This is a genomic window from Cupriavidus necator, from assembly GCF_013141915.1.
In the GTDB taxonomy this organism is placed as follows: Bacteria; Pseudomonadota; Gammaproteobacteria; order Burkholderiales; family Burkholderiaceae; genus Cupriavidus; species Cupriavidus necator_B.
Window position 1 is genome coordinate 295455 of record NZ_SROX01000002.1, and the last position, 20431, is coordinate 315885.

Annotated in this window: 20 protein-coding genes and 1 other RNA gene; 5 read left to right on the forward strand and 16 right to left on the reverse strand. The window is 64.9% G+C overall.

Annotation, left to right across the window (positions count from 1 at the left end; all coding sequences use genetic code 11):
- Positions 1-22 precede the first annotated feature (22 nt).
- From E5S69_RS06340 to tyrS, 3 genes are read right to left on the reverse strand one after another with little or no spacing between them, the layout of a single operon-like run.
- Complete coding sequence (locus tag E5S69_RS06340) at positions 23-682, reverse strand: YbhB/YbcL family Raf kinase inhibitor-like protein (protein WP_171514170.1); 660 nt, start codon at positions 680-682, stop codon at positions 23-25.
- A gap of 53 nt (positions 683-735) precedes the next feature.
- Positions 736-1197, reverse strand: coding sequence for a D-aminoacyl-tRNA deacylase (dtd, locus tag E5S69_RS06345; protein ID WP_171514171.1), 462 nt, complete (start codon positions 1195-1197; stop codon positions 736-738).
- A 10-nt stretch (positions 1198-1207) separates the two neighbouring features.
- Positions 1208-2449, reverse strand: coding sequence for a tyrosine--tRNA ligase (gene tyrS / locus E5S69_RS06350; protein WP_171514172.1), 1242 nt, complete (start codon positions 2447-2449; stop codon positions 1208-1210).
- A gap of 250 nt (positions 2450-2699) precedes the next feature.
- Between tyrS and E5S69_RS06355 the strand changes: the two genes are divergently transcribed.
- Both E5S69_RS06355 and E5S69_RS06360 read left to right on the forward strand, forming a co-directional pair.
- Positions 2700-4091 (forward strand): M23 family metallopeptidase, encoded by a 1392-nt coding sequence (locus E5S69_RS06355; protein ID WP_171514173.1) that lies wholly within the window; start codon positions 2700-2702, stop codon positions 4089-4091.
- 49 nt (positions 4092-4140) lie between these two features.
- Positions 4141-5229 (forward strand): anhydro-N-acetylmuramic acid kinase, encoded by a 1089-nt coding sequence (locus E5S69_RS06360; RefSeq protein WP_216621261.1) that lies wholly within the window; start codon positions 4141-4143, stop codon positions 5227-5229.
- On the opposite strand, the gene E5S69_RS06365 is transcribed toward E5S69_RS06360, so the two are convergent.
- Positions 5217-6143 carry a LysR family transcriptional regulator gene (locus tag E5S69_RS06365; protein ID WP_171514175.1) on the reverse strand — a complete coding sequence of 309 codons (927 nt, stop codon included), beginning with the start codon at positions 6141-6143 and terminating at the stop codon, positions 5217-5219. The two genes, E5S69_RS06360 and E5S69_RS06365, sit on opposite strands and share 13 nt — an antisense overlap.
- Before the next feature lie 89 nt (positions 6144-6232).
- Here E5S69_RS06365 and E5S69_RS06370 point away from each other — a divergent pair, with 89 nt between their 5' ends.
- Positions 6233-7030: a phytanoyl-CoA dioxygenase family protein gene (locus tag E5S69_RS06370; RefSeq protein ID WP_171514176.1), complete on the forward strand. Its 798-nt coding sequence runs from the start codon at positions 6233-6235 to the stop codon at positions 7028-7030.
- Positions 7031-7091: 61 nt separating this feature from the next.
- On the opposite strand, the gene erpA is transcribed toward E5S69_RS06370, so the two are convergent.
- The 5 genes from erpA to rplM all read right to left on the reverse strand — a co-directional run bounded on the left by erpA (position 7092) and on the right by rplM (position 12079).
- A complete protein-coding gene (gene erpA, locus E5S69_RS06375) occupies positions 7092-7460 on the reverse strand; it encodes an iron-sulfur cluster insertion protein ErpA (RefSeq protein WP_010813904.1) in 369 nt (122 codons plus the stop codon).
- A gap of 112 nt (positions 7461-7572) precedes the next feature.
- Positions 7573-9270: a group II intron reverse transcriptase/maturase gene (gene ltrA / locus E5S69_RS06380; protein WP_171514177.1), complete on the reverse strand. Its 1698-nt coding sequence runs from the start codon at positions 9268-9270 to the stop codon at positions 7573-7575.
- 1229 nt (positions 9271-10499) lie between these two features.
- Positions 10500-10988: a bactofilin family protein gene (locus E5S69_RS06385; RefSeq protein WP_171514178.1), complete on the reverse strand. Its 489-nt coding sequence runs from the start codon at positions 10986-10988 to the stop codon at positions 10500-10502.
- Between the two features lie 257 nt (positions 10989-11245).
- A complete protein-coding gene (gene rpsI, locus E5S69_RS06390) occupies positions 11246-11638 on the reverse strand; it encodes a 30S ribosomal protein S9 (RefSeq protein ID WP_018312775.1) in 393 nt (130 codons plus the stop codon).
- A 12-nt stretch (positions 11639-11650) separates the two neighbouring features.
- Positions 11651-12079, reverse strand: coding sequence for a 50S ribosomal protein L13 (gene rplM, locus E5S69_RS06395; RefSeq protein ID WP_010813907.1), 429 nt, complete (start codon positions 12077-12079; stop codon positions 11651-11653).
- Between the two features lie 727 nt (positions 12080-12806).
- On the opposite strand from rplM, the gene E5S69_RS06400 reads away from it, so the two are divergent.
- Entirely contained in the window at positions 12807-13229 is a 423-nt protein-coding gene (locus E5S69_RS06400; RefSeq protein ID WP_171514179.1) for an OsmC family protein, read from the forward strand.
- A gap of 63 nt (positions 13230-13292) precedes the next feature.
- Here E5S69_RS06400 and rnpB read toward each other — a convergent pair.
- The 5 genes from rnpB to E5S69_RS06425 all read right to left on the reverse strand — a co-directional run bounded on the left by rnpB (position 13293) and on the right by E5S69_RS06425 (position 17962).
- An RNA gene (gene rnpB, locus E5S69_RS06405) (RNase P RNA component class A) lies at positions 13293-13633 on the reverse strand.
- 23 nt (positions 13634-13656) lie between these two features.
- Positions 13657-14496 (reverse strand): DUF3025 domain-containing protein, encoded by an 840-nt coding sequence (locus E5S69_RS06410; RefSeq protein WP_171514180.1) that lies wholly within the window; start codon positions 14494-14496, stop codon positions 13657-13659.
- Positions 14497-14507: 11 nt separating this feature from the next.
- Positions 14508-15542: a dihydroorotase gene (gene pyrC / locus E5S69_RS06415; protein WP_171514181.1), complete on the reverse strand. Its 1035-nt coding sequence runs from the start codon at positions 15540-15542 to the stop codon at positions 14508-14510.
- Positions 15543-15587: 45 nt separating this feature from the next.
- The gene (locus E5S69_RS06420; RefSeq protein WP_171514182.1) at positions 15588-16892 is read right to left on the reverse strand and encodes a DUF4147 domain-containing protein; all 1305 of its coding nucleotides are present in this window, start codon (positions 16890-16892) and stop codon (positions 15588-15590) included.
- Positions 16889-17962, reverse strand: a complete 1074-nt coding sequence (locus E5S69_RS06425; protein ID WP_171514183.1) for a tartrate dehydrogenase — start codon at positions 17960-17962, stop codon at positions 16889-16891. Before E5S69_RS06425 ends, E5S69_RS06420 begins: the two co-directional genes overlap by 4 nt.
- A gap of 154 nt (positions 17963-18116) precedes the next feature.
- Here E5S69_RS06425 and E5S69_RS06430 point away from each other — a divergent pair, with 154 nt between their 5' ends.
- The gene (locus E5S69_RS06430; protein ID WP_171514184.1) at positions 18117-18947 is read left to right on the forward strand and encodes a class II glutamine amidotransferase; all 831 of its coding nucleotides are present in this window, start codon (positions 18117-18119) and stop codon (positions 18945-18947) included.
- 63 nt (positions 18948-19010) lie between these two features.
- Here E5S69_RS06430 and E5S69_RS06435 read toward each other — a convergent pair whose 3' ends face one another.
- Positions 19011-19745 (reverse strand): amino acid ABC transporter ATP-binding protein, encoded by a 735-nt coding sequence (locus E5S69_RS06435; RefSeq protein ID WP_171514185.1) that lies wholly within the window; start codon positions 19743-19745, stop codon positions 19011-19013.
- Positions 19742-20425: a glutamate/aspartate ABC transporter permease GltK gene (gene gltK / locus E5S69_RS06440; RefSeq protein WP_171514186.1), complete on the reverse strand. Its 684-nt coding sequence runs from the start codon at positions 20423-20425 to the stop codon at positions 19742-19744. Before gltK ends, E5S69_RS06435 begins: the two co-directional genes overlap by 4 nt.
- Between the last annotated feature and the right edge of the window lie 6 nt (positions 20426-20431).

Consider the following 20431-nt stretch of genomic DNA (forward strand, 5'->3'; position numbering starts at 1 on the left):
CGGACGCGGCACCGGCGCGGCGTCATGCCGCCGCTGACTTGGCCAGTTTCGGGTTCAGCGTATAGGTGCCGGTCAGGCTGGCCTGCGCCAGCACATGGCCCCGGATCGCCTCGCGCACCTGGGTGCCGGTAAAGGTGCCTTCCAGCGGCAGCCGGTCAATGTCGAGCGCATACAGCGTGAACACGTAGTGGTGCAGCAGCGTGTCGTTCCACGGCGGGCACGGACCGTCATAGCCGTAGTAGTCGCCCTTCATGTCGGCATCGCCGGCAAACCAGCCGGTGTAGTCATTGATGCCGTGGCGCAGGCCGCCCGCGGCGGCGGTGCCGCCGGTCGCTTCCGGGCCCGGCTTGCCACGCGCGATCACGCCGTCGCTGTGCGAGCCCGCGGCGATCGAGGTCAGGCCGGGCGGGATATCGACCAGCACCCAGTGGAAGAAGTCTACGCGCGGCAGCGAGGCCGGCACTTCGCGGCCTTCCTGGTTGACGTCGTCACCCTGGCTGGGCACGTCGCGGTCGTGGCAGATCAGCACGAACGAGCGCGTCTCGGTCGGCGCGTCCTCCCAGCGCAGGTCAGGATTGCGGTTGTTCGACAGGGCCACGTGGGCGGCGGCGTCGGGCACGCAGAAGGCGAACTCGCCGGGAATCGGCGCATTGTCGTTGAAGGACTTGCTCCAGAGTTTCATCTGTCTCTCCTGTCTTGGTGCCGCGCCGGAGGGCGCGGCAGCTTCGAATCTGTTCAGGCCGGCGGCACGCGCAACCAGAAGGTGACCGGGCCGTCGTTGACCAGGCTGACCTGCATCATCGCGCCGAACTCGCCGGTCTGCACCTGCGGATGCGCCGTGCGCGCCCGCGCGACGAAATGCTCGTACAGGCGCCGGCCATCCTCGGGCGAGGCCGCGGGCGTAAAGCTGGGCCGCGTGCCGCTGTTGGTATCGGCCGCCAGCGTGAACTGCGACACCACCAGCAGGCCGCCCGGATTGCCGTTGCCATCGATGTTCTGCACCGGCAGGTTCATCTTGCCGGCCGCATCGGAAAACACCCGGTACGACAGCATCTTGGCGAGCAGCCGCTCGGCCTGCGCTTCGGTGTCGCCGCGCTCGGCACAGACCAGCGCCAGCAGCCCGGCCCCGATCTCACCGGTGGTGCGGCCTTCGACCGTGACGCGGGCCTGGGCCACCCGCTGGATCAGCGCGATCATGGCCGCCGCCTCAGGCCAGCGTCACGCGCGCGAAGCGGCGCTTGCCGACCTGCACGACGTAGGTGCCCGCGGCCACCCGGGTGGCCTTGTCGGTCACCGTGGCGCCGTCGATCTTGACCCCGCCCTGCTCGATATTGCGATTGGCTTCCGAGGTGGACGGCACCAGGTTGGCCTGCTTGAGCAATTGCGCGATGCCCAGCGGCGCGCCTTCCAGGCTCACCGCCGGGATCTCGTCCGGCACGCCGCCCCGGGCGCGGTGGTTGAAGTCTTCCAGCGCCTTCTCGGCATCGGCCTGGCTGTGGAAGCGCGCCACGATCTCCTGCGCCAGCAACACCTTGCAGTCGCGCGGGTTGCGGCCCGCGGCGATCTCCTGCTTCATCAGGTCGATCTCGCTCATCGGGCGGAACGACAGCAGCGTGAAGTACTGCCACATCAGGTCGTCCGAGATGCTCATCAGCTTGCCGAACATCTCGCCGGGCGCCTCGGTCACGCCGACGTAGTTGCCCTTGGACTTGGACATCTTCTCGACGCCGTCCAGGCCCACCAGCAGCGGCATGGTCAGGATGCACTGCGGCTCCTGGCCGTATTCCTTCTGCAGCTCGCGGCCGACCAGCAGGTTGAACTTCTGGTCGGTGCCGCCGAGTTCCAGGTCGGACTTGAGCGCGACCGAGTCGTAGCCCTGCATCAGCGGGTAGAGGAACTCATGCACGGAGATCGGGATCCCGGAGCGGAAGCGCTTGGTGAAGTCGTCGCGTTCCATCATGCGCGCCACGGTGTACTTGGCCGCCAGCTGGATCATGCCGCGCGCGCCCAGCGGGTCGCACCACTCGCTGTTGTAGCGAATCTCGGTGCGGGCCGGGTCGAGCACCAGGCTGGCCTGGCGGTAGTAGGTCTGGGCGTTGGCCTCGATCTGCTCGCGCGTCAGCGGCGGGCGCGTGCTGTTGCGGCCCGACGGATCGCCGATGGTCGAGGTGAAGTCGCCGATCAGGAAGATCACCTGGTGGCCAAGGTCCTGCAACTGGCGCAGCTTGTTCAGCACCACGGTATGGCCGATATGGATGTCGGGCGCGGTCGGGTCCAGGCCCAGCTTGATGCGCAGCGGCACGCCGGTGGCCTCGCTGCGCGCCAGCTTCTGCAACCATTCGGATTCGATCAGGAGTTCGTCGCAGCCGCGCTTGGAGATCTCCAGGGCCTGCATCACCGAAGGCGTCAGGGGGTATTTGGCCGGTGCGGCCGAGGCAACTTCAGTCATGACGTAAGTCTTTGAAATACTTGAAATTTTAGGAAATTTGCCGACTGCCACCAGGGCCGGATTTTGGTATAATCCGCGTTTCCCGGCGCCAGCGGGAGTCTTTCCCGTGCGCCACCCGCCACTTTGCGCAGCAAGGCAGGCGGCCAAATGATACTGACATTGAACAGCACGCGCCGCACCTCGGGGGAGGAAGGCAGACGAGACACATCGTCCCCGGCAGCGGGCTCAGACCAAGGTTGAATTTTACGTGATGTGGTCCAGACTCCGCGAAGTTTTCGCGCGTGAACTGGTGGTGCTGGTCGATCCGACCAACCCCCACCATGCGCGGCGGCGCAAACAACTGACGGCTTCGGTCGGTGCGATCTTCACGCTCGGCATGGCCGCGGCGATGGGTGTCGCGCCGCGCAGCGCCTACGACGATCCGCGCGCGCCCCGTACGCAGCAGGCCCTGCGCATGCCCGACGTGCGCGAACAGCTCGAACAGCTGACCGACAGCGAGGCCGTCTACGTACGCGAAGAGCGCATGCAGCGCGGCGACACCATCGCCAGCCTGCTCAAGCGGCTGGGCGTCGACGACGCCGACGCCCAGGCGTTCATCGTCAAGAACCCCACCGCGCGCGGCCTGTTCAACCTGGACCCGGGCCAGGCGGTGCAGGCGGAAATCGACGAGAGCAACACGCTGGTCTCGCTGCAGGCCAACCTTGGCGGCGACGCCGCGGCCTCGCGCGAGCTGGTGATCGAGCGCGTGCGCGCCGCCAGCGGCGACACCGCCGCCGCCTACAAGGCCAAGGTGCAGCGCGTCGACAACGACGTGCACTATGAGATGGCCTCGGGCGCAGTTTCGGCGGGCGGCTTCTTCAAGGCCATGGACGCCGCCAACGTGCCCGATGAAGTGGTGCAGCAGATGCTGTCGATCTTCTCCGGCGTGATCGACTTCCACCACGATATCGCCAGCGGCGACCGCTTCCGCATCATTTATGAAGCGGGCTTCCGCGACGGCACCTTCGTGCGCAACGGCCGCGTGGTCGCGGTGGAGCTGATCAACCGCAACCAGCTGCACCAGGCGCTCTGGTTCGCCCCCGAGGACAGCAAGGACGGCGGGGCCTACTACACGTTCGACGGGCGCAGCATGAAGCGGCCGTTCCTGCGCTCGCCGGTAGAGTTTTCGCGCGTGTCGTCGGGCTTCGGCGGTCGCGAGCATCCGCTGCATCATGACTGGGCCCAGCACAAGGGCATCGACTTTGCCGCCCCCACCGGCACCAAGGTGCTGGCCACCGGCGACGGCGTGGTCGAGTTCGTGGGCCAGCAGAACGGCTACGGCAATATCGTCATCCTGTCGCATCCCAACGGCTACTCCACCTATTACGCGCACCTGTCCGGGTTTGCCGGCATGCGCCAGGGGCAGCCGGTGCGCCAGGGCCAGCTGATCGGCTATGTCGGCTCGACCGGCTGGGCCACCGGCCCGCACCTGCACTATGAGTTCCGCTTCAACGACGTGCCGCAGAACCCGCTGACCATCACGCTGATGGAATCGCCCGCGCTGACCGGCAAATCGCGCCAGGAATTCCTGACCTACACCAGCGGGCTGCTCAGCCGCATCAACGCGCTGCGCACCTACAACGTGCTGACCGCGGCCAACTGAAGCGTCCACCGTGATCCCCGTGCCCGGCAACGAGCGCTATATCGGCATCATGTCCGGCACCAGCATGGACGGTGCCGACGCGGTGCTGGTCGATTTCAGCGGCGCGCGGCCCGCGGTGCTGGCAGCCACCAGCCAGCCGTTCCCCGACACGCTGCGCGCGGCCTTCGGCGCGCTGCAGCAGCCCGGCGAGGACGAGATCCATCGCGAGGCGCTGGCCGCCAATGCGCTGGCGCAGGTGTACGCCGGCTGCGTCGCCGCGCTGCTGCGCGAGGCGCGCCTGGACCCAGCCGCGGTCGCCGCCATCGGCGCCCACGGCCAGACCATCCGCCACCGGCCGGGCCTGTACGACGGCATCGGCTATACCCGCCAGAGCCAGCACCCGGCGCGGCTGGCCGAGCTGGCCGGCATCGACGTGGTGGCGGACTTCCGCAGCCGCGACATCGCCGCCGGCGGTCAGGGCGCGCCACTGGTACCGGCGCTGCACCACGCACTGTTCGGCAGCGACGCCGAGACCCGGGTGGCCTGCAATATCGGCGGCATTTCCAACATCAGCGTCCTGCCGGCCGCCGGCGAGGCCGTCACCGGCTTCGACTGCGGTCCGGGCAATGCGCTGCTCGACTACTGGATCGGCCGCCACCGCGGCCAGCCCTTCGACAGCAACGGCGACTGGGCTGCGAGCGGCCAGGTCGACGCCGCGCTGCTGGCGCGGTGCCTGGCCGAGCCCTACTTCAGCATGGCGCCACCCAAGAGCACCGGTCGCGACCTGTTCCATCCGGGCTGGCTCGAAGCACAGCTGGCGGCGTTCCCGCACCTCGCGCCTGTCGACGTGCAGGCAACGCTGGCCGCGCTGACCGCCGAAGCCATCGCGCGCGACGTGCGCGCCGGCGCGCCGGCGGCGCGCCGGCTGATCGTCTGCGGTGGCGGCGCCCGCAATGCGTTCGTGATGGCGCGGCTGGCGCAGGCCCTGCCCGGCGTGGCCATCAAGACCTCCGACGACTACGGCGTGCCGGTGTCGCAGGTCGAAGCCATCGCCTTTGCCTGGCTGGCGCGCCAGTGCCTGCTGCGCCTGCCCGGCAACGTCCCCACCGTGACCGGCGCCGCCGGTACGCGCGTGCTGGGCGCTATCTATCCGCGCTGAACCGCGGCGCCGCGTGCGCCGCTGCCCTGCTCCGCCTCCACCCAATCCATGAACGCCTGCGCCAGCGGCGATGCGCGCATCGCCGGCGAGTGGGCCAGCACCACGCGCTGCGGCGTCACCGGCTCGCGCAGCGGCCGGCAGGCGATCGGCACGCCGTCGTAGCTGTGGTCGCCCGCGGGCCGCGTGCACGACAGCGCCACGCCGTAGCCGTGCGCCACCAACCCGCGCTGCATCTCGAAGGTCTGCGTGTACTGGTGCAGCGCCGGGCGCAGCCCATGCGCCCAGAACAAGGACAGGAAGTACTCGCGGGTCTGGGGGATGTCTTCGAGGATCAGCCGTTCGGCGGCGAGGTCGGCCAGGCTGACATCGGCAGCGCCGGCCAGCGGATGGGCGGGCGGCAGCAGCGCGTAGGGCGCCAGTTCCGCCAGCGTGCGACGCTCGGTGCGCGCGTCGAGTCCCAGCTCATAGGTCACGGCGAGTTCCGCCTTGCCGGCCTGCAAGGTGCGATGGACGGTGGCCAGGTCGGCCTCGAACAGCGTCACCGAGATGCCGGGATGGCGCTCGCGCAGCCCCGCCAGCAGGCGCGGCACGAAGTAAGGGCCGAGGTCCTGGAAACAGGTCAGCGACAGCTGGCCACTCAGGCCCCGGCCGGCGCCGTCGTCGACGGTGAGCCCAGCCGCCAGCGCCAGTACGTCGCGGGCCCGGCCAAGCAGGCGCTGTCCGGCCGGGGTCAGCGACAGCCCACGACTGACTTGGCGCCTGAACAGCGGCTGGCCCAACGTGTCCTCCAACTGGGCAATCGCGGTCGATACCGACGGCTGCGACACATGGCGCGCCCTGGCCGCGGCGCTGATGCTGCCATGCTCCGCGGCGGCGACGAAGTACTCGAGCTGGCGGAATGAGAAAGGGATCATGATTTCCTATATCGCAACATAGGAAATATATGCTTTTCCTATCCTCCGTGCGTGGCGATACTTGGCGCATCGCCCCTGCACACATCGCCATGGACATTACCCGCGAACAGATCGACACCTACCAGCGCGACGGCGTGCTGGTCTTGCGCGGCGCCTTCACCGACTGGGTTGACCGCTTGCGCGAAGGCTTCGCGCAGAACCTGGCCGAGCCGGGCCCGTTCGCCATCGAGAACGTCCGCGCAGGCGAGGACGGCCGCTTTTTCGAGGACTATTGCAACTGGACGCGCATCGCACCGTTCGCCGCCTTTATCCGGGAATCCGCGGCGGCCGGGATCGCGGGACGGATCATGCAGTCGCAGGCGGTGCAGGTGTTCCACGAGCACATCCTGGTCAAGGAGCCCGGCACGGCCAAGCCTACGCCCTGGCACCAGGACTTGCCCTACTACTGCGTCGACGGCACCCAGACCGCGAGCTACTGGATTCCGCTGGATCCGGTAACACAGGCCAATACGCTGCGCGTGGTGGCGGGCTCGCATCGCTGGCCCCGGCTGGTGCGTCCCAAGCGCTGGGCCAGCAACGAGAATTTCTATGGCGGCGACGATGCCTTCATGGAGATGCCGGACCTGGAAGACGGCAGCCATACCCTGCTGGCCCCGGAACTGGAACCGGGCGATGCCGTGGTGTTCGACTTCCGCACCGTGCATGGCGCCGCCGGCAATACCGGCAGCGGGCGGCGCCGGGCGTTCTCGGCCCGTTTCCTCGGCGACGACGTGCGCTTTATGCAGCGGCCGGGGCGGACCTCGCCACCGTTCCCCGGCATCGGCCAACAGACCGGCGAGCGCATGCGCGAAGACTGGTTTCCGGTGGTCTGGCGCGCCGCGCAGTAAGCTGTCACGGAAAAGAAAAAACGCACCCGAAGGTGCGTTTTTTTCTGCAAGGCCGGGACCGTCAGACCGAGAACGACGAGCCGCAACCGCAGGTGGTCGAAGCGTTCGGGTTCTTGATCACGAACTGTGCGCCGTTGATGTCTTCCTTGTAGTCGATTTCGGCGCCGACCAGGTACTGATAGCTCATCGAGTCGATCAGCAGCGTGACGCCGTTCTTGACCATGGTGGTGTCGTCTTCGTTGACTTCCTCGTCAAAGGTGAAGCCATACTGGAAGCCGGAGCAGCCGCCGCCCTGCACGAACACGCGCAGTTTCAGCTCGGCATTGCCCTCTTCCTCGATCAACTGCTTGACCTTGTCGGCGGCGCTGTCGGTAAAGACGAACGGTGCCGGCACGTCCTCGGTAACGGGTGCCTCTGCGACTGCGTTCATGGGGTGTTCTCCTGTTTAGTTGGGTAGGGACAGGTCATTGCTGACCCATCCCCCCCTAAGAAGCGTACGTGCGAGTTTCCCCGCATACGGCTCAAGCCTTTCAAAGTACGTTTTATTGTACCGGTTTCACTACGGGTCTGCCGTGGTGGTGCACTTGCTTGTGGCAATCAGGGTGTAGCAGCACACGATTCCCTAGAGCGTCCGAGCCTCCATATGTACGGTACTCGATGTGATGGTCTTCCCATCCTGTCTCTTTGGTGATCTTGCACTCACACACCGCACACAAGCCCCGCTGGGAAATGTAGAGCTTAATCCACTGTTTTCGGTGCGACATGTTGTTTAACATCCGCTCCTGACGCAGCGTTTCGCCGTATCTTTCCTGCGCTGGGTCGAAGGGGTGATAGTCCCCTCGAACCTTCTTGTGCCTTTGGATAGGCGTACCCGCAAGGGAATAAAGCCCCACCCATCGGCTATTGCCGCCGTCATCCACGATCGTGGTTCCAAACACCCAACTCCGATCCCCGACTGGCGCGTAGTACTTCTTCCGCACCCAATCGGTGGTCTTCTGTGGATGTCGCCGTTTCGCCCACCGCCATAGAGCCTTAGATACTGCGTACTCCAAGCGGTTGAACGTGGCCTTCGCAACCACCGGGCTGTGATACTGCGCCCAGCCCCTTAGCATCGGGTTCAGCAAGTTGATGATGTTCACTTGCTTCGCCGTCTTGTTGGCACTGATGACTCCTTTCACCTTGCGATAGAACGTTTGCACATTCTTCTTGCTCGGCTTAATGAGCAGCGTTCCCGAATATTTCCGGAAATTCCACCCGAGGAAGTCAAAGCCGTCAGCGATATTGACGATCCGCGTTTTCTCCGTCGATAGCGTCAGCCCCCGTACTGCCAGGAACTGTTCCACCCACGGCTTCACTTCGCCGTCTAGGATCTCCGGCGTACTGCCAGTGATCACGAAGTCGTCCGCATAGCGCACCACATTCACTTTCAGCTTCTTCGTGTTGACCACGCCCAGTTTAGTCTCGAGAGACTTAACCAGTTGTCGTTCCAACCCGTTCAGCGCAACGTTTGCCAGAGTGGGGGAAATGATGCCCCCCTGCGGTGTTCCGGCTTCGGTCGCCTGAAACTGGCCTTGAAATACCACGCCAGCTTTCAACCACTTCCGAAGGATTGCCTTGTCCATAGGGACATTGCTCTCCAGCCAGTCGTGACTGATATGGTCAAAGCAGCCTTTGATGTCCGCTTCCAATATCCATTGGGCCGAAGCCTTTCTGGACAGGTTTAGGAAAAGCTGAGACATGGCGTCCGCGGTCGAGCGGTTGATCCGAAACCCATAGGAGTTCGGATCGCTCGTCCCTTCGGACACCGGCTCTAGTGCCAGCAAATACAACGCTTGCATGGCTCTGTCCAACATGGTCGGAATGCCCAAAGGGCGCTCCTTCCCATTGGCCTTGGGGATGAAAACCCTCCGTAGTGGTAAAGGTCTATATCCCCGGCGCTTCAACCGCCCGATGGCTTCCCATCGGGTTTCAGGCGAGTCCCATTTTTCGCGATCGACGCCTGCCGTTCGCTTACCTTGGTTCTCCGTCACTCGCTTCACTGCCGATGCTTTGGCAGAAAACGAGCGGGTCAGAGACCGTTGCAAAGCTTTCACCCTGCGCCAATCCCCTTCCTGTGTCGCCTTCGCAATTCGAATCTGCATCTCTCGGACGTTCCGCTCCACGCGGTGCCAATCAATGGCACCCCAGGTTTGCGGCCCGCCGGAGAGCGCAGATTCATCCTTACGGATCAATGCTTCCATGCTGCTCTCCTATCTTGAGGACCTTCCCCAACATCAAGAGACAGCACGCCCCTTGAGGGACGTGTTGCCCCTCAAGGGAAGAAAATTTAAACAAGCGAGATCAGTCAGCCGTCCTGCGACGATTGACCAGTTGGAAGTCTGCCCGCTTTCGCGTGGGATGATGTTTCAATCCCTATCCGAGCCATTACAGCCCGGCATTCGCTTTCTCCAACCTCCCATACCCGCACAGCCAACAGCGTTCCTTGCGGTTCGCCTGCCTGAGCCAAACTGCGCTCCGGCAGCCATACGGGCTTACCACGTTCCCTGCGCATTACACGACTGGGTTAGGGCCTGCCTTTCCGCCGGCGGTTGTATGGCGACGTGTTCCGGCGTACCAGCGGAACAACCAACCGCACACCTTTTGGTTGATGCCTATCAGCAGCTTTGGCACCTCAATACTGACGACGTTTACCAGCAGTTCACATACGTTACCCATGCCAGCCAGCCTAGCTCCTCAACCCCAATTGCTGCTCGGAGTCTCTGCCGTCCAGTCTCACGACCAGGCGACGCCCTTGCGGGGGAAACATTGTCAGGAGAGCTTCACACCCCACCGTTACCAGTGACGCATGTCCCCTTAGGCTACTGCTAGTCGCATAGCAGGTTCTCTATCGAAACACCCTCACGGACACATTCGACCGAACCATAACGCGCAGAGCTTGCGCTCCGGGACCTCACTTCCTACTTCATGTGCTCCCATATTGGCGAGCGCTTGACGGTGGCCAGGCTCTTACGAGCGCAGACCTCCGTCCCAAGGAATGCAGCGCCGACCCTACTGGGTCGGTTTAAATGCCGTGCGACGATTTAGCAACAGAGCTGACGTTGCGAAGCCGCCCGCACCTCCGTAGAGGTACGTTTACAGAGAACTCGCCCAAAGGCGAGCGTCCCCGCCCTTGGGCAATGGCTGGAAATTCATCCAGCAGATAGCAAGCCGTGGGGCGCCAATACTCCGGCTCCCGCAGCACATTGGACTCCCCTAGCTGTTAGGCTAGGTTCGTCAAAGCAAGAGATGGTTGGGATTGGACGGTCTGGCCGAAGCCTTTCCTTGTCCCAACAAGAGGTCGATGCTCCTTACGTTGGAGCTGCCCGGACACGATAGTGCGTGTCGCACGATACGCCTGTATTCTAAGCGCTACTGGAAAATCGTGCCGAAACCTTGTGTTTTCAAGGGGTTCAGGGCACCGAAGTCGCCGCTAGGCGGCCTTTTCAGTGGGACTGGCATCGGCAACGGGAGTTTCGCCTGCGGTGGCGGCGTCGTTGTCGGCCGCGTCGGTCACTTCGAGCGCGGGCGCGGCCCCGACCGGGTTCGGCAACGCCTTGACCTCGCCCTGCATCATCGGCATCAGGCGGCCCTCGACCAGCGCGCCTTGGTGCATTTCAAGCGCGGCATAGCGCACGTCGCCCAGCACCCGTGCCTGCGGCTGCAACTCCAGCAGGTCGGCGGCCTGAACCGGGCCCTTGACGGTGCCGTTCAGCACCAGGTGGCCGACGCTGATTTCGCCCTCGACCACGCCCTTCTCGCTGACCACCAGCATGCTGGGCTTGCCCGGCGCCGCGGTGACGTTGCCGCGCACGCGTCCGTCCAGGCGCAGGCCGCCGGCAAACACCATGTCGCCGTCGATGGCGGTGTCTTCCCCAATCAGCGTATCGATCGAAAGGCCCTTCTTCTTGGAAAACAGCATGACTCTCACTCCTCTCTCGTTCGTGCCTGGCAGGCCGCCCCGTGGCGCAACCTGCCCGCAAGCCGGACTTGCCGTTAGCGGCAGGGCGTGATTGTAGCCGCGCGCAGCCGGATACCCCACAAAAGTATGGCGGCCTGCCAGCTATGACGGCAGCAACCCCCAGTTTCGTAGTGCACAAACGAAAAAAAAACCGCACGGCCAGCGTGCGGTTTCTTTGGTCTCGCGGGCTCCGGCCGGACCGGACCCGCGATAACGCATCAGCGCTTCGAGAACTGCTTGCGACGACGCGCCTTATGGAAGCCGACCTTCTTACGCTCGACTTCACGTGCATCGCGCGTGACGTAGCCAGCCTTCGACAGGGCCGACTTCAGGGTCGCATCGTAGTCGATCAGGGCGCGGGTGATGCCGTGGCGCACAGCGCCGGCCTGGCCCGTTTCACCACCGCCGGTCACGTTGACCTTGATGTCGAACGTTTCGCCGTGGGCGGTCAGTTCCAGGGGCTGGCGCACGATCATCAGCGAGGTTTCGCGAGCGAAATACTCTTTGATGGGCTTGCCGTTGACGACGATGTCGCCCTTGCCCGACTTGATGAAGACACGAGCCACAGCGCTCTTGCGGCGGCCAGTACCGTAATTCCAGTTACCGATCATGGATTGGCCTCCTTAGATTTCCAGCGCCTTGGGCTGCTGCGCTTCGTGCGGATGCTCGGCTTCGGCGTACACCTTCAGCTTCTTGATCATCGCGTAGCCCAGCGGACCCTTCGGCAGCATGCCCTTGACAGCCTTTTCCAGGGCACGGCCCGGGAAACGCTGCTGCATCTTGCCGAACGTCGTTTCGTAGATACCGCCCGGGTAACCCGAATGGCGATAGTACTTCTTGTCCGTTTCCTTGGTACCCGTGACACGCAGCTTGGCTGCATTGACGATGATGATGTAATCACCCGTGTCGACGTGCGGAGTGAATTCCGGCTTGTGCTTGCCGCGCAGACGGCGTGCCACTTCGCTGGCGACACGGCCGAGGACTTTGTCCGTCGCGTCAATCACGTACCAGTCGCGCTTTACCTCATGAGGCTTGGCGGAAAAGGTCTTCATGATTTTTCCTGACTATTGGTTCGTGCCCGTAATCCGACTCGCGAAGGCTTGTGCTCGCCCCTGCAAGTCTTGTGGCTGCCCCATGAAGGGTGGCCGGCCCTGCTTTCTTCTCCCGCGGGCATGACGGAAAAGCCTTCGATTATACTGGCGGCCGTGGTGACCACACAAGCAAAGACTGAAGTATTCGTCAAGATCGCGGCCGGCGTGCGGCGCTCCGGGGCCGTCCGATGCACTTGGGCAGACGGGGCTGCGCGGTCCGTTGGGGCGAAAAAAAACCCAAGCGGTTGAGCTTGGGTTTGAATCCACCAAAGGAGGAGGGTGGAGGAGACACTTGGAGATCGACGGAGGGACCGGCGAACGGTGCGGAGGGCTTGGCCGGGTGGCTTCGCTTTCGCACTCTGGCGCGCTGTCAGTGCCGTCGTTCAATGATTGGAATTATACCTAGGGTTTGCCCGTATGCAAGAGGAATTTGCACTGCGAAATCAGATTTCGTATCACGAAATGCAGGCCACCCTGGGGAAATTCGCAATTTTACGTTAAAAATCAAACACTTAAGTACAAACTTGGCATGTCCGCGAACCGACATACTAGAGGAAACCCTCAGGTTTTATAAGGTTGTCGGCATCGAGACCCTGGACTTGACGATGCCATATACTGGGAAATGCAAGATTCGTGATCACGCGTTTGTGATCGCGAACCTACAATACCAAGGACAGGAACGAACAAAATGGAATGCAAAGTAACATGGATGGGTGCCGAGGGCATGAGCTTCGTCGCCCAGACCGGCAGCGGCCACATCGTTGCCATGGACGGCGCCCCCGAGGGTGGTGGCCACAACCTGGCGCCGCGGCCCATGGAGATGGTGCTGCTCGGCACCGGCGGCTGCACCGCCTATGACGTGGTGCTGATCCTCAAGCGCGGTCGCCAGGACGTCACCGGCTGCAGCGTGGACCTGCAAGCCGAGCGCGCCGGCGAAGACCCCAAGGTGTTCACCCGCATCAACTTCCATTTTGTGGTGACCGGCAAGAATCTCAACCCCACCACGGTCGAGCGCGCGATCAAGCTGTCGCACGAGAAGTACTGCTCGGCGTCGATCATGCTGGCCAAGACAGCCGAGATCACGCACACGCTGGAAATCGTCGAAGGCTGACAAGCCAGATGGCGGATTGCAGACCCGGACTGCCGCGCGGGCGCCGGGTCATGCGGAAGACTGAAGCAAAGCAGGCCGATAAGCCGGATTCTGTGCACACCGCCCGCCTTGCGGCCTGCGGCGCGTGACAACCATTCCTCTAGGCCGGCTGTTACCAGCCGGCTCCAGCTCCCTACCCGCAGACTCAGCGGGCCGCTTCATCGCCTGCCTATTTGGGATTGCTCCAGGTGGAGGTTACCGCGTTTCACCCTTGCCGCCGGGCGAACCCGGCGGCAAGACTCGTCTCTGTGGCCCTATTCCGCACGTTGCCGTGGATGGCTGTTAGCCAACACCCTGCCCTGTGGAGTCCGGACTTTCCTCCCCCTGCACCTTGCGGTGCAGGCAGCGGTTGCCTGGCCTGCTTTGCGGGCCGCAGTCTAACACCGATTCAATCGGGTTGCCGGCGTAAATCCCGCATGCGTCCGGGCCGGAACACGGTGGTATCGGCATAGAAATCGGGTGAGGCGTTGCCATCACACCATCCCGGGATTCCCATGACGGGCAGCGGCGCGAAACAACGGCCGCCACGCAGCGTGCCGGCTGCGGTCGCTTCTTGCAGCGACAACGCTACGGTCTTGTCCAGCGCGCCGCCGGTCACCAGCGGCAGCGTCCAGGCATGCGCGGTCACGGCCTTGTATGGCTGCACCAGCTTTTCCAGCAGTGCATGGCCGAATGGCACGACTTTGCACGCGGTGCCCCATGTGGAGCGCTGCGCAACAAACAGCTGCTGCCAGGCAAACCCCCGCAGCGCTTCGGCAAATTCTTCGCCCTCGCTCAGGAACAGCACCGCGTTTTCATCGAACAGCGTGGCCGCATCGCGTACGCCGCCGCGCCCGGTCCGCACGCCTTCGCGCGCGATCACGGCGGCCTGGATCTGGTTGAGCACGCGCTTGGCTTGCGGGAAATGCAGCCAGACCAGCGCGTTGAAGAAGTCGTGGAGATTGTTGCGGGTCGGGACTTCGCCGGTGGCGTCGATATGCGCTTCATAAGCGCGGCCTTCGGGCAAGGCCTGCTGCGGGACAAAGCGCAGCGGCAGGCCGCGCGCGTTGCGCAAGCCCAGCGCGTCCGATTCAGCATCCAGCAGTGCGCACAGGTCGGCGCCGCCCTGCACTGCCGCCGCCAGCGCTGCGCCGCGCGTGGCAAAGGGCTGGAACCATGGCCGGGACCAGTCGATCCCGGCCAGCGCAGCGGCGAACGATGCGCCCGCCGCGGCTGCTCCGGCTGGCAACGCCGCAGCGCTCAGCGCGCCTTCCAGCGCAGCGTCTCGCCGCCGCGCAGCGGCACCAGCGTGGTGTCGCCGTAGGGCAGTTCCGCCGGCAGTTCCCAGTCTTCCCGCTCTAGCGTCAGGGTGCCGGTGTTGCGCGGCAGGCCGTAGAAAGCGGGTCCATTGAAGCTGGCGAAAGCTTCCAGCTTGTCCAGCGCACCTGCGGCGTCGAAGGCCTCGGCATACAGCTCCATCGCATGCAGCGCGGTATAGCAGCCGGCGCAGCCGCAGGCGTGTTCCTTCAGGCCGCGCGCGTGCGGGGCGCTGTCCGTACCCAGGAAGAAGCGTTCGCTGCCCGAGGTGGCGGCCGCCACCAGCGCCTCGCGGTGGGTCTCGCGCTTGAGCACCGGCAGGCAGTAGTAGTGCGGGCGGATGCCGCCGGTAAAGATCGCGTTGCGGTTGTAGAGCAGGTGGTGCGCGGTGATGGTGGCGCCGACCGGGCCGCTCGCATCGCGCACGTACTGCGCCGCATCCTTGGTGGTGATGTGCTCGAACACCACCTTCAGTTCGGGCATGTCGCGACGCAGCGGCGCCATCACGCGCTCGATGAAGACCGCCTCGCGATCAAAGATGTCGATGGCGGGATCGGTCACTTCGCCGTGCACCAGCAGCGGCAAGCCGGCGCGCTGCATGGCTTCCAGCGCGGGGTAGCAACGGCGGATATCGGTCACGCCGGCATCGCTGTTGGTGGTGGCGCCCGCCGGATACAGCTTGACGCCGTGGACGAAGCCGCTGGCCTTGGCCGCGGCGATCTCTTCGGCGCTGGTGTTGTCGGTCAGGTACAGCGTCATCAGCGGCTCGAACTGCATGCCGGCCGGCAGCGCCGCCAGGATGCGGGCGCGATAGGCCTGCGCCTGCGCCACCGTGGTCACCGGCGGCTTCAGGTTGGGCATGATGATGGCGCGGGCGAACTGGCGTGCGGTGTCGGGCAGCACGGCGGCCAGCGCCGCGCCGTCGCGCAGGTGCAGGTGCCAGTCGTCCGGGCGGGTGATGGTGAGCTTCTGGGTCATGGCTAGCTTGGGCCGGCCGCGCACGGCGGCTGGCGTTCGTCGAAATCAGAGAATCAGGATGGCGCGGTAATCGTTCACGTTGGTGCGCGTCGGGCCGGTGACCACCAGGTCGCCGATGGCCTCGAACAGGCCCCAGGCGTCGTGCGCGTCCAGCTGGCGCTGGCCGGGCATGCCGGCGGCCTCGGCGCGTGCCAGCGTGGTCGGGTCGGCCAGTGCACCGGCATTATCTTCAGATCCGTCGATGCCGTCGGTATCGGCCGCGATCGCGTGCACGCCGGGCATGCCTGCCAGTTCGACCGCCAACGACAGCAGAAACTCCGAGCAGCGCCCGCCGCGCGCCTTGCCCGAGCCTTCGGCCGGCAAAGTGACCGTGCACTCACCTCCGGAAATCAGCGCCACGGGCGTGGCAAACGGCGCATTGTACGCGCGAATCTCGCGCACCAGCGCGGCGTAGACCCGGGCCACTTCGCGCGCTTCGCCCGTCACCGTGTCACCCAGTACCACCGGCGTGATGCCACGCTGGCGGAACAGCGCGGCGGCGGCCTCGAGGCTGCCGTGGGCGGTCGCGATCATGACGTTGTCGACGCGATCGAACAAGGGATCGCCGGGCTTGGGTGTCTCGGCCACCTCGCCGCGCGCGCCGCGCTCCAGGTGCGACTGCACGCTGGCCGGCACCTGCGCGCCGTAGCGGCGCAGGATCTGCAGGGCATCAGCGAAGGTGCTGGGGTCGGCCAGGGTCGGGCCCGAGGCGATCGCGCTGGGATCATCGCCGGCCACGTCCGAGACGATCAGCGTGGTCACCGGCGCCTGGCTTGCCTGCGCCAGCCGGCCGCCCTGGATGCGCGAGATGTGCTTGCGCACGACGTTCATGTCGGTGATCGGCGCGCCACAGCGCAGCAATTCCCGGGTGGTTGCCTTCAGGTCGGCCATCGGAATGCCCTCGGCCGGCAGCGACAGCAGGCTCGACCCGCCACCCGAAACCAGCACCAGCAGCCGGTCTTGCGGCGTCAGCGATTGCACCGCGGCAAGGATCTCCGCCGCGGCCTGCTCGCCCGACTCGTCCGGCACCGGGTGACCGGCTTCGATCACGCGGATATGGTCGGTCGGCAGCCCGTGCGCGTAACGCGTGACCACCAGCCCTGCCAGCGTCGCCTTGCCGGCGTAGGCACGCTCGACGGCCGCGGCCATCGATGCGGCGGCCTTGCCTGCGCCCACCACCAGCGTGCGGCCGCCGGCGTGCGGCGGCGGCAAGTGCCGTGCGACGATCTGCAGCGGATCGGCGGCCGCCACGGCAGCCTGGAAAGTCTCGAGCAACAGGGCGCGGGCGTCCCCCGCGAACGCGGCGCTCACAGCGCCTCCGCGATCGCGCGGCCCAGGTCGGCGGTACCGGCCTTGCCGCCGATATCGCGCGTCAGCGGCGCGTGTTCCGGCCCGGCCGCCAGCACCTTCTCGATTGCGCCCAGCACGGCGGCGCCGGCCTGTTCATGGCCCAGGTGCTCCAGCATCATGGCGCCGCACCAGATCTGCCCGATCGGGTTGGCTACGCCGCGCCCCGCGATGTCCGGGGCCGAGCCGTGCACCGGCTCGAACAGGCTGGGGAAGGTGCGGTCCGGGTTGATATTGCCCGACGGCGCAATGCCGATGGTGCCGGTGCAGGCGGGCCCCAGGTCGGACAGGATGTCGCCGAACAGGTTGCTCGCCACCACCACGTCGAACCAGTCCGGGTGCAGGACGAAATGGGCGGTCAGGATATCGATGTGGTACTTGTCGACCTTCAGGCCGGGGTAGTTCGCCGCCATGGCCTCGACGCGCTCGTCCCAGTACGGCATCGTGATCGAGATGCCGTTGGACTTGGTTGCCGAGGTCAGGTGCTTCTTCGGGCGCTTCTGGGCCAGCTCGAAGGCGAACTTCAGGATGCGGTCGACCCCGGTGCGGCTCATCACGGTTTCCTGCACCACGATCTCGCGCTCGGTGCCGGGGAACATGCGGCCGCCGATGCTGGAATACTCGCCCTCAGTGTTTTCGCGCACCACATAGAAGTCGATATCGCCGGGCGCGCGGCCCGCCAGCGGGCTCTTGATGCCCGGCATCAGCCGCACCGGGCGCAGGTTCACGTACTGGTCGAAGGAACGGCGGAACTGCAGCAGCGAACCCCACAGCGACACATGGTCGGGCACCGTATCCGGCCAGCCGACCGCGCCGAAGTAGATGGCGTCGTACTTCACCAGCGTGTCGAACCAGTCGTCAGGCAGCATCTTGCCGTGGCGGGCGTAGTAGTCGCAGCTGGAAAAATCGAAGTGATCCCACTGGAAGTCGATGCCGAAGCGGCGCGCCGCGGCGTCCATCACGCGAATGCCCTCGGGCATGACTTCCGTGCCGATTCCGTCTCCGGGAATCACGGCAATCTTGTATTGGCTCATCGTTCTCGGGATTGCTAGCAGGGGGCGGGGCCAAGGCCGGCACCATTGGACCGCACTGGAGCGTACGCGCGTTGCTTGGCAGCGACGCCGGCGCGCGGGATAATGCCTGCATTCTATTGCAAAGCGGCAGCCCCCTGCCGACCGGTGCCCCGCCATGTGCCAGCTGCTAGGCATGAACTGCGCCACGCCGACCGACGTGACGTTCTCCTTCACCGGCTTTGCCGCCCGCGGCGGCGTGACCGACCACCACGCCGACGGCTTCGGTGTCGCCTTCTTCGAAGACAAGGCCTGTCGCCTGTTCATCGACAACCAGTCGGCCGGTACCTCGCCGGTGGCGGACCTGATCAAGCGCTACCCGATCAAATCGAAGAACGTCATCTCGCATATCCGCAAGGCCACGCAGGGCACCGTGCTGCTGGAAAACTGCCACCCTTTCATGCGCGAGCTGTGGGGCCGGCACTGGATCTTCGCCCACAACGGCGACCTGCACGGCTTTACGCCGTTCCTGTCCGGCGTGTACCAGCCGGTTGGCGATACCGACAGCGAACTGGCCTTCTGCACACTGATGCAGGGCCTGCGCAAGCGCTTCCCGGGCTCGCAGCCCCCGCTGAACGAGCTGGGCCACGCGCTGGCCGACATCACCCGCGAAATCACGCTGCACGGCGTGTTCAACTACCTGCTGTGCAACGGGCAGGCGCTGTTTGCCCATTGCTCGACCCGGCTCTACTACATCGTGCGGCAATGGCCGTTCTCGACCGCGCACTTGATCGACGCCGACCTGTCGATCGACTTCGCGCAGGTCACCACGCCGGAGGACCGCGTCGCCGTGATCGCCACCGCGCCACTGACCGACAACGAGACCTGGACCCAGTTCGCCCCGGGCGAGCTGATCATGTTCGAGCACGGGCGCCCGACCATGACGCTGAGCGTGCCGATCCCGCCCGAAGTCCAGGCCAGGAACGCTGCCAATACGGCTTGTACCTGAGCGCTCCGCTAAAACGAAAAAGGGACGCCTGGGGCGTCCCTTTTTCCATGCCCGGAAGTCGGCTCAGTGATGCAGGATCTTCGACAGGAATTGCCGCGCGCGCTCCGAACGGGCGTCGATATTGCCGAAGAACTCTTCCTTGTCGGCGTCTTCGACGATCTTGCCCTGGTCCATGAAGATCACGCGGTTGGCGACCTTGCGCGCGAAGCCCATTTCGTGGGTCACGCACATCATGGTCATGCCTTCGTGCGCCAGCTGCACCATCACGTCCAGCACCTCGTTGACCATTTCCGGGTCCAGCGCCGAGGTCGGCTCGTCGAACAGCATGCAGATCGGGTCCATCGACAGCGCGCGGGCAATGGCCACGCGCTGTTGCTGGCCGCCGGACAGCTGGCCGGGATATTTGTCGGCCTGGCTCCGCAGGCCGACGCGATCCAGGTATTTGAGGCCCTTGGCCATGGCTTCATCCCTGGAGCGGCCCAGCACCTTCACCTGCGCGATGGTCAGGTTCTCGGTGATCGACAGGTGCGGGAACAGCTCGAAGTTCTGGAACACCATGCCCACGCGCGAGCGCAGTTTCGGCAGGTTGGTCTTGGGATTGCCCACCGAGGTGCCGTCGACCAGGATGTCGCCCTTCTGGAACGGCTCGAGCGCGTTGACGGTCTTGATCAGCGTGGACTTGCCCGAACCCGACGGGCCGCACACCACGACCACTTCGCCCTTGGCAACCTTGGTGGTGCAATCGGTCAGCACCTGGAACGAGCCGTACCACTTGGAAACGTTATTGATTTCGATCATACAGCCACCTTTTTCTGGTAACGCTTGACCAGCAGCGAAGCGGAGAAACAAATGATGAAGTACACCAGGCCGGCAAACAGCAGCATCTCGACGATACGGCCATCGCGCTCGCCGATGCCGTAGGCCTGGCCGAAGAAGTCAGCCAGCGCGCTCACGTACACCAGCGACGTATCCTGGAACAGGATGATGCCCTGGGTCAGCAGCAGCGGCACCATGTTGCGGAACGCCTGCGGCAGGATCACCAGCCGCATCGACTGCCCGTAGGTCATGCCCAGCGCCTGCGCCGCGAACATCTGCCCGCGCGACACGCTCTGGATCCCGGCGCGGATGATCTCCGAATAGTAGGCCGCTTCGAACAGCGCAAAGGCCACCAGCGCCGAGGTCATGCGCAGGTCGGTCGCCGGCGACAGGTTGAACAGGCTCTGCAGCACTTGCGGGATGATCAGGAAGAACCACAGCAGCACCATCACCAGCGGGATCGAGCGGAAGATGGTCACGTAGCCCTGCGCGAACCAGTTCAGCAGCCGGAACGACGACAGCCGCATCATCGCCAGGATGGTGCCCCAGACGATGCCGACCACTACCGCCGTGACGGTGATCTTCAGCGAGACCAGCATGCCCTCGCCCAGCACGTGCAGCGTGCTCGGGTTGATCGAGGTGAAATCGAAGGAATAAGCCATGGCGCC